The 12,980-nt window shown below is 40.7% G+C and carries 7 protein-coding genes and 1 pseudogene; 1 reads left to right on the forward strand and 7 read right to left on the reverse strand.

Translation table 11 applies throughout. The features are described from left to right. On the forward strand, positions 1 to 303 hold a 303-nt coding region (locus LHW48_03395), incomplete at its 5' end, for a caspase family protein (protein ID MCB5259504.1). A 371-nt stretch (positions 304 to 674) separates the two neighbouring features. On the opposite strand, the gene sprA is transcribed toward LHW48_03395, so the two are convergent. The 7 genes and pseudogenes from sprA to LHW48_03430 all read right to left on the reverse strand — a co-directional run. Further along, positions 675 to 6,869, reverse strand: a complete 6,195-nt coding sequence (gene sprA, locus LHW48_03400) for a cell surface protein SprA (protein MCB5259505.1) — start codon at positions 6,867 to 6,869, stop codon at positions 675 to 677. Between the two features lie 5 nt (positions 6,870 to 6,874). After that, a complete protein-coding gene (locus LHW48_03405; GenBank protein MCB5259506.1) occupies positions 6,875 to 7,675 on the reverse strand; it encodes a type III pantothenate kinase in 801 nt (266 codons plus the stop codon). Between the two features lie 167 nt (positions 7,676 to 7,842). After that, entirely contained in the window at positions 7,843 to 8,673 is an 831-nt protein-coding gene (locus LHW48_03410) for a M55 family metallopeptidase (protein MCB5259507.1), read from the reverse strand. Then, on the reverse strand, positions 8,670 to 9,599 hold the full coding sequence (locus LHW48_03415; GenBank protein ID MCB5259508.1) for a pseudouridine-5'-phosphate glycosidase: 930 nt from the start codon (positions 9,597 to 9,599) through the stop codon (positions 8,670 to 8,672). Before LHW48_03415 ends, LHW48_03410 begins: the two co-directional genes overlap by 4 nt. Positions 9,600 to 9,720: 121 nt before the next feature. Continuing rightward, positions 9,721 to 9,951: pseudogene (locus LHW48_03420) on the reverse strand (septal ring lytic transglycosylase RlpA family protein). 1,066 nt (positions 9,952 to 11,017) lie between these two features. Continuing rightward, positions 11,018 to 11,488 carry a GNAT family N-acetyltransferase gene (locus LHW48_03425; GenBank protein ID MCB5259509.1) on the reverse strand — a complete coding sequence of 157 codons (471 nt, stop codon included), beginning with the start codon at positions 11,486 to 11,488 and terminating at the stop codon, positions 11,018 to 11,020. 20 nt (positions 11,489 to 11,508) lie between these two features. Then, the coding region (locus LHW48_03430) for an ATP-binding cassette domain-containing protein (GenBank protein MCB5259510.1) at positions 11,509 to 12,980 on the reverse strand (1,472 nt) is incomplete at its 5' end.

A 12,980-nucleotide genomic window follows, 5' to 3' on the forward strand; every position in this document is an offset into this window, starting at 1 on the left:
AACAATCAGGGCTTTGCCATGGCATCTACCTTAGGTAAAGATCTTACCGCACAAGGTGAACGCTATAGCATATTTACTTATACGCTTTTTACGAAAATAACTTCAGATATGTACGATTTTCCAGATCTAATGAACAATGTGCGAACCGAAGTAGAAAGCTACACTTCAGAAGCCCAAAAACCCCATTGGCAAAGTAATCTACAAGCTCCATTTACTTTTTGGGAGCCTACCCAAGCCTTGAAATTCCGGTTTCGTTTGCCCTCATATCGAGGATTGGATGGTGGAGGAAGCTATAACTTCTAATAATAGTCTCTAAAAAAAGAAAGCGGTTCGCTGAGCCGCTTTTTTGTATTCAATACAATCCTCTTTTTCTTCATTAGATTACATCAGAATTAGCGATGCTTCAAGTTTCTATACTCCCTTATTAGCCGATAATCACTGGACGAACCTCGCTTAAACTCAGCATAAAGGAATGGGTATTAGTCCAGTCCTTTAGTATCCACATAAAGATTGTTGAATAAATGGGGCATGGGGTAAAGACCCATACTGCAATGTTAGTGGATGTAAAACTATATCACATATTTCCTTTCTGGCATTATATTGGAACAAGATTAGAGACAAAACATGAGCCGGATACTTACTATTGACATGCTAAGCATAAGTTTGAAAGATGCTTATAAGTTTACTTCGGCCCAAACCCCTAGGCTAAAGATGCGGGTGCCATCGTCCCTTTTACGATCGCTGTTCACTTCGAAACTGGATGTAAGCCCTCCCCTAATGTTGCGGTCAAACTGGTAGGTAGCGCTTGGCGTTATTGTTAAACGAGAAGTATCTCTATCTACTTGTGAGTTATCTCGTCCCTGAGTAACATCTTTGCCTTTATCATAGTTAAATCCTATTGATGATGAAAGCTGGTTGCTAATATGGATTTTCTTTCCGGTAAAAGGAATGGTAAATCCTTTGCCTGCCGTAAAACTATATGTTAGGTTACCGTTAAGGGTTATTGTATCGCTTGTCTTTACGATGTTGTAAGAATCCATATCTGTAATGTTTTCGGTTTTAGAAACCGATACGCTTAAATTGGTATTCAGTTTATTGAAAACATTACCATTAAATCCCAATAAGGGGCTAAGCGCAATAGTGGAAGATTCTTGCTTAGGTTTTACCCAATCTATATCACCACTGGCTCGAGTTGTATATTGAAATCCGGTATTTAACCTGGCACCTTGAAGATATTTGGAGATACCCAACCAGGGCTCCCAATTCATCAAGCTGAGCGTAATATCTGGAAATGTTGTGGATTTGTTTTGCTGGCTTGCCGCTGAATAGCGCCGGTTGAAACTGTGTGCAAAGCTTATACTGCTATCCAAGTTTCTACCTAAAAAGATTCCAGAGGAAACGGTAATAGTATTGTCATTACCAATTGCATCCAAGTAGTCTGAGGGCATAGAATGGGGAAGGCCAAGTCTGAAAGCGAAATTCGGCAAATCGTTCTTTCGAGTGTAATTCATGGCATAACCGTTTTGGTATGATGCAGTAATATTCTTCAATCGGGCAAGATACTCTATGGCAGTAATAAAGGGGTTAAAGCCTGGTCCTTTGTCCTCATCCTTACTGTCTGTTGTTGGTTCTTTTTCTGGATCAGTAATTGGGGGAAGATCGTTTTCTTTCTCGTCTGGTAGAGGTTCCTCATCCTTAATGTCGTCTTTTTTTAAGGGTTCGGCATCATCATCTTTTGATTCAGAGTCCTTTTTGTCAGGCTCTTTTTCCAGTTCGGCTAAACGGCGCTTTTCCTCTTCGATACGCTTTAATTCCTCTTCACGTCGTTTTTCTTCCTCTTCTTTTTGCGACGCATCCTGATCGGAAAGAAACTTTTCCATCTCCTCTTTGCTCATTGTTTCTTCGAGCTGTTTCAACTCCTCGTCGCTTAACTTATCATTAGTCTCATCAGGCTTACCACTGCCCTTCGTATCTAAGCGGTTCTCATTCAATTTTTGAGCCCAAGAGCTAAGCAGCGTAGAATTCATCAATGAGATATTCGTGCGAATGCTACGATTTGTATTTCCATCACTTTGATATGTTTCTACCTGCTCTCCATCTACGTTTTCGTAGTATTTTCGCATCATGTCGGTGTAGCGAGCACTTACGTTTGTGGTTAAGTTGAATACTCTGGGGAAAAAAGCGGGATTGTAGTTTAAGCCCAAATCTTGAACAAACTCTGTTTGTTTGCCTATTTTTATGCCACCGAGATAGTTATTTTGCATGAGATCTCGCTTAGTGTTTAAGCGAGCAGTGAGGTTAATATCGCTTGTAAATGGCCAAGTAATATTGTTGTCGCTAGTAAACAAGCGAGTGGGGACAGTGTAAGGTGTTTCGTGCCAATCATACTCTCCATCCCGCAATTCCCAATTCCAGCTTTTGGGTTCATTGTTGTTTATGGTAAAGCTATTGGTAAAAGCGGTGGGTAAATATCCCAAACGATAGTTTCCAATCAGTCGGAAGCTAGTTTTATCTTGCGGTATATTGAGGTTGTATCCCATTGTTCCGCGCCATGAGAGGGTAGTATCTACTCGTGTTGCACTATGATTGTATCTTTGCTCCATGTTTCCGGATAAAGTAAGTTTGCCCAGAGTATACTCTAAGATTTTGCTTTTTGGAGTATTACGCATGCTATAACCAAAATCGGCATAATAAACTAAGGCTTCTGTATTTTCACGTTCTTTTTGTTGGGGATCGGGGATATTTGCCACCAGGAGGTCGGAGTTTGCGCGATATCGGGGGGTTCCGGTTGAGTAATTGCGACGCAAGGTTAGCGGAATATCCAATCCCCACGTACTTGGGAAGAATTTGTTGATGAAGTATTTATTGAGGATATTAAGGCTTTGAGTTTTTGTATATGTATTGGTTCTTCCTCGCTGAATATTGGGATTGAAATTCTCGCTTTTAGATTCAAATACTACATCTAAAGTGGAAAAATCGGCAAATTTGGAATTTACCGATATTCGTTGGGCTATGCCAATATCTTGATATGGATTTGCAACTCGCATATCGTTAAAATAGACCGTGCCAGTAAAAGGAGCTGTTTGAGAATCAGTGATTGGGTTTATTACGCCCAAACACAACTCTCGGATAGTAGTTAGCGTAGGTTTACCTCTGTAGAAATATGTTATGTCGCCAACCACTAACGTGTCGGATATGGCACCAGGATTCATTTCTTTTAGGGCAGTTATTTCCTGTAGGCTGTAATCCAGTTCAATCCATCGGTTAGAGTCCATTTTGCTCATATATTCTACAACTGGAACTCTTTGGGTAATCTGATAGTAATTTGTTGAATCCGCACCAATACGGAAGAACACTTCTACATCCTCAAGATTTGATCCTGTCGCTAGTTCTGGATATACCCAATAGCGCATAGATTCGTATGGCAATAGATTATATGAGTCAATCATACGTTGTCTTAATATAACCTGATTGTTGCTTTGTAGATTGGTAATTTCCAAAGATAATGCCGCTTCGGAAGTTTCTCTGTGATCTTCGATATATACAGTGCCTGGGGGAGAGCTGTAATGGTTAGAGTTCTTCTGGTTATTTACAATGCCCGACAAGTAGTTTGTATTGTGTGCGGCTAACTCTGCTTCACTAAGAATTCTGCCGTCGATATCGCGGACAAAAAAATCCTGCCATTTGTTTCCGATAACCGAAGCATCTGCTATGTACACACGCGCAGGGGTATCACATTGTAACCATATACGGGCAAAAGAAATTTTCTTTAAAGAAGGTTGAATACCAGTGCTGGAGTTGGTAACTATGGTATAGTGTTCGGGATCTGTAAGAGGTATGCGATACAATACCCAACCATCATGATTCTGTCCGGTTGTATCAGCGAGAGAGATGCTATAGCTAAAATAACGGTCAAGCTGATTCAACGCTCCATTGCCATCTAGGTCTTCTGTATCTAAAACCCGATTTCCTTCGGTACCGTTTATCTCGGGATAGTCTCCATTATGATCTATACTGGGGTCTGCTAAATCGAAGGGATCGTGTCCAGGTTCCCCATACGGAATGCCATCCAAACCGATGTCTTCATCCAGCGTTAAAACTCCATCCAGGTTTGTATCTTCTGTATCCAAACGATTGTAACCACCAAACTCGGTATAAAAATCTTCATTTATATCTCCCAAATCTACGGTTAAGATAACATCCGGACTTGGTTCAGAACTGGGTTTATCTACCTTGACCAACAATTCAATATATTTCTTTTGAGAAAAGTCTAACTGGTTTCCTATGTACTTCATTACTCCACTCCAGCTTTGTACGCCAGCGCCGGGAATATTGATGGTACTGGGCCAATGACGTAGTGCTAATACAGTAGCAGTTTCTTTTCTTTCTTTATCGGTAAGCGTGGAGGGGTCTTCAATTTGTTCGCGGCGAATATTTTTGGGGTTATACCAGTTGATGCGACCCTTGGCGAGGTTAGTTGCATAGGGTTTGCTTCCCGTCACCCAAGTTGAGAAAGTAACTCCCAAGGGGTAAGAATCGACTATCGATTCCATATCGTCTACATAAGATATCTTTTTCTTGGTTTCAGAGTCACCATAAATTGTGGGAATCGTATATGCCACTTCACCGCTTAGGGTTACCTCACTTTTTGCAGTAGTTGATATAAACGGCAAAGCATCTATCCATCTAGTGATAAACGAAGGCTTGAAACCGATTTCTCCATCTACATTAGCCATCCACATCTGCATGTTTTCATTGCCTATGCGAGGTCGTTTGTCAGCAACAGTTTCAGATCTGTAAATTAAAGTACCGCCAAATTTGAGGTTATCAGTTATCCGCCAATCTGCTCTCATTCCGGCAAGGGTTTTGCTGGCAACACTAAACAAGGTTCTGTTTTCATAATCAATTTCAATCCTGGCATCTGGATCTTTACCAGCAGCAGAAAGGAATGTGATACGTCCCATGTCGTAATCTACCAAGTAATCGACGTTTTCTTTTTGCTCCAGTCCATTAACCCGTACGCGCACACTGCCCTTAAGAATGCCTGTCTGCGATAAATCGATGGCTTCTCTACCTATTTTACCTTTAACAGATAGATAGAAACTGATATCTTCATAACGTATACTTTCGTTTTCTTCTTCATACAATATACCATCGCCTAAAGGCTTAAACGGTTCAATAAATGGAAAGATAATCAAGCCAGAGCTAAGATTTACGGTGTTGTCGTCTCCGTTTATCAAACCATCACCGGTACTATCCAATCTTAAGTACTCCATGTATGTGACAAATTGACCTGCACTAAGGTTTTCGGGGAGATTGTAGTTTCGCGTATTGTCTACATCTAAAGTATAAACATCAAGGCGAAATCCATCGCTCTTTACGTTTGTTTTATTCATGTTGTAGATATTGCGCATTTGGTAGTGCCACACATTATTTGGATCCAAAGGATCGTATGTCTGATTGTAACGGCGAATCACAAAGGGATACAGCAGATCATTATCTGGAAGATTTCCCTCTATATCGTATTCTGGAGAGCGCACTAAAATGCCATCACGACGAGTATAAGTAACAGCCAGAGTAGTTACTCGATCAATAGTTCTTAATAAAGTAATAAAGCCAGAATCGTAATCGGTAATAAAATCGGTGCCTTCAATCAATTCTTCATAATAAGGATGATGGTATTGATTAGGACTATATATTATAGTATCGCCGGGAGCGAAGGCAACGTTATTGGTGGCAATATGGTCATCAAGATAAACACGAACGGTACCATTTTCGGGTAGCAGGTTGGGATTTTTTACAATCCAAGCACCGGCCGGATCGGTTCTAATGGCATTGTCAATCCATCCTGGGGGATTGCTGCCAATATTAGATTCGTTATATAGGTCATAAAGATCATAAGGATTTGCAAGAAAATACATAGTACGAGCAGTATAGTCTCTACTTCTAAATACTACGCTATCAGCTTGAGCTTGACCAACATAGCTCATGGAATTCTTTTGTCCTTCTTCTTTTGAAGCTATCACCGAAAGATCAAGATCGCCATATTTGAACTTGCTGGTTACTCCAAAAAGCCCCTGAGAGCTCGTTGAAAGGGAAATATACTTACTGCCCGAAAGCGATAAACTAATGTTTCCCGCTTCAATAGAGCGTACTACCTCATCTTCATCGCCTGTGTATTTAATGTTGACATTGTTGGGGTCAAACAACTCAGCATCCTGATTGGAATTATATTTCAGGTTTACCGAGATCTTCTCACCGATTGTACCAGTTAGCCTCAAATTTGTTTCTTGCTCCATCTTTATATCGAAAGTGCTGCGATTTTCAGTTTCATAGATAGGGACTTGTTTCCGTTTTGTACTGCTAACCTGCAAAGTTATCTTTTGAGTTCCGTCAAGATTGAGTCTGCCTGCTTTACTGCCCAATAACCGCTGTACTGTTTTTGGCATAGCTATTGTAGGCAGCTCCAGGACAAATTCACCTATAAGTCCGCCAGTTGAGGTTTCAGCTGTTTGTGCGTATTGTTTGATTCTTGCATTTAAAGATTTTCGGAATGTATGCTTTTGCATATTTGCCAGATACTGATCAAAAGACAGTGGTATAGGGGGGTGTACATCCATGTTTTCAACCAGCGTATTGATCAATATCTGCTGTTTTTTAAAGTCAATCTCTTCACGGCGAGGAATTTCCAAGGCTGGGATGTCATAAGGTTTTTGTTTATATATATTCAAGCCCTTATTTAGCTTATATATATCCAAGCGATTATTTATTAATGGGTAATATCCATCTAGATACAGTCTTGGTTCAAACACATTTGCCCCCAAGATGGCAGGAAGGCAGAGCAGAAGAATGAACCAGTGTTTACTCATGGGTATTATTCACTAATGGATATTAGCTTATGAAGTGCCAGATAGAAGCCTTGCAGGGTAAGATCGCTATCCAAGATGTAATCTGATGGGCAAAGTTTGCCAATCATGGGGGCTAAACCACCTGTTAGTATAACAGTGTAGGGAGCATATTGAGGATATTTTTTCTCGATTTGTTGCATGAACCCGCTAATCATTAAAGCATGACCCCATACAATTCCCGCTAATAGAGCGTCCTGAGTATTGTTGCCAACTATTTGTTTAGGAGTGCTAAGCTCAAATTCATTCAATTGGGCAGCGTTTTTAAATAGATGTTCAGCAGCAGTTTTCATGCCTGGAGCAATTACTGCTCCCGCATACAATCCTTCTGAATTTATCAATTGAATTGTTGTAGCTGTGCCCAAGTCTGCCACTAAGGTAGAAGTGTTATATTTTTGCCAAGCTCCAAATGCGTTTGCCACTAAATCGGCACCTATTGCGGATGGATCTTTGATGATGTATCTCAAACCAATGGGAGAGAGCCCGTCAATGCAATATACTTTAGCTCTAGAGTACTGGGAAAACAAGGCTTGAAAGGTTCCACTAAGTTCTGGTACAACACTTCCGTAAGCTATGTATTTAAAACACGAAAGAGAATATTCGGGCACCATTTGTCCGAATAGACTGTAATATTCATCTACCTTGGAATGCACAGTGCTGGGAAACCGGTATCGAGCCTGAATCTCTCCTTTGAAAAACACTGCACACACTATATTCGTATTTCCTATATCTACAATTAGAATAGGATCTTGCGTATCTGTAATTGGCATATCCCCTGCTCAATCAGAATTTTTAAAAACAAAAAACATTATGAATCACAGCAGAACTAATCTGTAAGAGGGCTCAATTATGTCAACGGTTTTATGGACACAAATACTCAGAAACACCCAATTAAATGCCTTTTGTTGATTCTTATCTACCTTGAGCTTTGGCTAAATCAAATCCCCGTTGCATAAGCTAATGTTATTAACGCCATTAGGGCGTTAAACATAATTGCATAATCATCATTTTTATACACAATAGTTTTTCCATTTTTGCGTACTGCTCCCGGCATCAATGCCACAACATCTGCCATTGCTGTGGAATGATACTCAATACTTAATTCTATGGGAGTATCGAAGCAATAGACAGGTAAATCTTTTGTTTGCAACGCTCTTTGAATTGCACTACGCATCAAGCGTTCGACCTTCTGAGCAGAATAATTTTTTGCAGCGAACTTTGCAAGCCCTTCTTTTGTACATACATAGCTCAGCCAAGGCATCTCTGTTTGGAGTTCTTCTTGAAGGGCTAGATCTCCAGAAACAAGAGCAACGGGAATCTTATAATAACCGGCATAAGCAGCATTAATCAATGCTTCACTCATTGGCTTGCCGTTTATTTGAATGTTTTGGATGCGGCTATTAGAATAGGTGTGATCCATGTTTGCGTTTAACACTCCGGTTCCGGCATGATAACCTAAAAGAAATACGAGATCGAAAGAAGCATCGAATCCCGGCATCATATACTCAGGTCGCGGAGATCCGGATATCAGGCAGATCCGTTCATCTACTTTGGTCAAATCATATAGTAGATTATCTCCACTATTGTGAGAATCGGCAATACAGATTTCTTCCAAATTAGCTGCAACCGGGTTTTTAAGAATTTCATCGATGGTATATTCAACATGATCCATCATATATCTTCGCACATTTGGGCGGTCAATTTTCTCATGCTCCCAATTGAAAGTTCCAGGGATTCCTTCCATATCTACAGAAATGTAAATCTTCATAATAGTTCTCCAGCAATTTGCGCACCTAGCTGAACGTTGTTTTTCAACAGTGCCAGGTTTGCTTCAACAGATTTGTTGTTTGTTAATTCCGAAAGCTTTGCCAAGAGATATGGCGTAAGGGCTTTCCCTGTAACATTATTAGCAGAAGAAATCGCTTCTGAAATATATGGTTCAATCTTGTTTCTGGGTATTTCAGAGTTTGAGGGGATTGGATTTGCCACTAGTATTCCAGTTGATAATTGGGGTGAGGATGCCATTATGCGGTAGGTTAGGGCAAGTTCTTTGAGCTTATTCAGTCTGCTAACTCTGTTTCCGGTTTGCCTAGAATAAAAACCAGGAAACTCATCTGTTTGCCAAGCATAAACTGGTACTCCTCTACTTTCTAATGCTTCTAAAGTTGCAGGAATATCCAGGATTGCTTTACAACCTGCACATACTACGATTACCGGAATGCTTGCTAATGCCTGGATGTCCAGCGAAACGTCCATAGTGCTTTGCCATCCACGATGCACACCTCCAATGCCACCCGTAGCAAATACTTTTATGCCGGCTATATGTGCCAAATACATTGTTGCTGATACAGTTGTACCTCCGCTTTGCCCTCTCACGGCAGCCATAGCCAGATCTCGAAGAGCAATTTTTTCCAGCTTTGATTTCGTGCGCAGTTTCTTCGCAAGTATATCCACAGCAGCCTGCTCTAACCCTATGTGATAAACTCCATCCAAAAGGCATATAGTGGCTGGAACAGCACCAAAATCCCAAGCGTATTTTTCCAGCATAGTAAAAGCCTCGATATTCTGGGGATATGGTAAACCATGCGTTATTACTGTGGATTCGAGGGCAAGCACAGGTTTCCCTTCGGCTAAAGCCATGCTTACGGTGTTTGAGATTTGTATGGGGAGGGGACATTGAAGTTGGGATTTCATATTTGCCCCCTTGCGGAGCGGATAGTTAAGTTGCTTAGTTTGTTACCAGTCGATTATCGGGATGCTCATTCTCAGGATGGATGATGACCACTTGCACCGGAGCTACTCCAGGGCGAATGAGCCCAATTTCCTTGGCTGCGGCGTAAGAAAGATCAATATCTCTGCCTTTTGGGAATGGCCCCCTATCATTTACACGCACCAATACAGATTTGCCATTTTGAGGATTGATTATAATAAGCTCGGTATCGAAGGGGAGAGTTTTATGAGCACAAGTTAAAGCATAATGATCGTAGATTTCACCGCTAGCGGTTCTACGCCCATGAAAGTATTTGGCATAGTAGGACGCAACCATGCTTTCCGGTTCAAATCCCGGTGGTTCTTGCGTATGCAACGAATCTATTACCAGGGTTGCCTGGGTTTGGCTAATCTCTTCGTTGCCTATTTCAGCCACCGAATCTGCTATTACAGGGCCTATTATAAGAACTTGTAATAGCATAAAAGTGACCGCTATTTTCTTTTTAAAGTACTTCATATTGCTCCTAAATTTGAGTTCCTAATCTCATTAACAGAGACAGTGTTTGAGGCAGTAATATCTGTCAAGAAAAAAATGGCATTTTTTAGTATAACATTAAGATATACAACGTATTAGCTCGAATAATGATGCAGCTCGTACAGTGGCTTCTCAGGCACATCATAATGGTCGAAGAAGAATTTGCTTACTTCGCATAATCTACTATTGGGAGAGCTGTGAATATGAGGCCATATCCAGAAGTTTATGTGTAGATGTAAAAGTATAGATTTATAACATCTGAGAGAGCGTTGCACATCCATATATAGCAGATTTGTGTGTACGAAATATCGGTTTAGTGGTTTTTCTGATCGCACCTCTATCCCCCCCCGGCACTTTTTTAGTATGGGGCTCTGCCCCAATCCCCGATTATTTAACGGGCTTACACACCGTTTTTACATGTTTCTTTATCTCCCAATTAGGCATACTTAAAGGAGATATTCTCATTTATCTACGGCATAATCCCGGCTTGAACCCTTCTTAATCCGCCCTTTTAGTGAAGGGCGGGAATGGTGCAGAGCTGCAAAGCGCATGGGGAAATTTAGCTGTAGGAGAACAAGATACATGAGACCTTCGCACATCCACATATAGCAGATTTGCATGTACTAAGTACTGATTTAGTGGTTTTTTTAATCGCAACAATGCCCATCCATCACACTTGTAGTATAGGGTTCCGCCCCATACCCGATTATTCAACGGCCTTTCTGATTGGTAGAAACTGGAAATGGGTATTTTGAGGCTAGTTTAATAGTTCTTAGCAATGGTTAAAGTGATATGGTGCTTATCGATAACGGTGTAAGTCCATGAGTATTAGGGTGTAAGGAGCAGTTAATAGCTATCGGGCAGAGGCTTAGCTTTGGGTACTATGAGGAATGCAATATTTATATACTCGACCTTGTTCTCCATAGTAATTATAGGCATCCTGAATGCGCTCCCAACCGTATTTTTCATAATATTCGCTATGATCTGTAGTGAGGTACACACATGAATATCCCAAATTGGCTGTTTTTTCAATACCATCTTTCAACAGAATTGAGCCCAAAGCTCTACCGCGATAACTTGGCTCTACGTACAGACAGGCAATCCAAGGCAGTAAATCCTGTCTGCTTACCAAATCATTCACCAAAAGAGCATAACAGCCGACAATAACATCTTTATCTAACAACAGATAAAAGCGGGGAAGACCAATGGGGGAAGAACTTGAATGACTGATTGCGTCGTAGTAAAAATTATAATTCACTTTACTTCCCCACTTAGCATGAAAGTATTGGATAGCGCATTCGATGCCACCGGAGAAATCCCAAACATTTACGATTTTCATAATAAGCTCCAGATAGTTGTTTATTGTTTATCGCTTAAAAAGACCCAACGGCTAAAGGCTTGTTCATGTTTCTGCTGGCACAGATCTATACTGTGTGCCAAAACAGTATACTCATGAAGGCTTAAATTTTTACTAGAAAGCTTTTCTTCCAGTTCTATGAGTTCGGTTTCTAATGCTTCAATTTCTTTTTCAAGCTTCACGAACTCACGTTGTTCATTATATGTGAGCCCTTTTGATTGGCGTTTAGGCTTTAATATTTTGGAGTTATTCTCAGGGCTTTTATCTTCATCTTGATAACGTTTAACCAGCAAGTAATCGGAGTAATTTCCGGCAAACTTGCGGATTTTTCCATTCTCAAATACAAAAAGGTAATCAACGGTTCGATCCAAAAAATAGCGATCGTGAGAAACCACGAGCAGGCAACCCTTGAAAGCATCAAGGTAGTCTTCCAAAATCTCCAAACTGGGAATATCAAGATCGTTAGTAGGCTCATCAAGAATAATGAAGTTTGCGCCGAACATTAAGGATTTAAGTAGTTGCAGGCGTTTTCTCTCGCCACCAGATAGAGAGGCAAGTTTACTTTGTTGCATTTTTTTATCGAAGAGAAAGCGGTTTAGCATCTCAGTGGCTGAAACCTTGCTCCCATCTGCAGTACGGATGCTTTCAGCATACTGAGCTATGTAACTGTACACACTCAAATTGGGTTTGAAACTTTCTTCTTCTTGACGATAGTAGGCAAAATGAGTATTCAAACCAATTTTAATGCTTCCGATATCCTGTTTCTCTTCACCAGTAATTAGGCGTAATAAGGTGGTTTTTCCACAGCCATTGGGTCCTAAAACACCAATGCGTTCCAGCGGTTGAAAATTATGCTCAAAATCCTCAAACAACACTTTACCGTTATAAGCCTTACTTAGTTTATGCAATTCTAGGATAGTTCTCCCCAGTCGATTTGTTTGGAAGGAAATGTCCAGCTCTTGGTTAGACATCAAATAGCTTTTGCTGAGCAGTTCTTTAACCCTATCCACATGATGTTTAGGCTTTGTCGCACGTGCTTTGGCTCCCCTTGCCAACCAAGCTAATTCTTTAGAGAGCTGAGCTTGCCTACGAGTTTCTTTGCGCTGAATATCTTGCTCTCTAAGCATCTTTCCTTTAACATAGTCGCTATAGTTGCCATCATAAAAGAAAAGATTTCTGTCTTCAATATTAAGTATGCGGTTACATATTGCATCCAAAAAATAGCGGTCATGCGTAACGAAGATAGTGCTTATCTTCGACTCTGAAAGTAGATTTTGCAGCCATTCTATGCTTTCTAAATCCAAGTGATTGGTAGGTTCATCCATTAGCAGAAGATCTGGTTCTTGAGCAAGGGCTTTTGCCAAATCTGCTTTTCGGCGCTGACCTCCGGAAAGAATTCCAAGCTTTTCATCGTATAGTTCAATACCCAAGCGACTGAGAATAGCCTTGTAAAAGTGTTCTTCTTTGCATTGGG

Source organism: Candidatus Cloacimonadota bacterium (assembly GCA_020532355.1).
In the GTDB taxonomy this organism is placed as follows: domain Bacteria; phylum Cloacimonadota; class Cloacimonadia; order Cloacimonadales; family Cloacimonadaceae; genus UBA5456.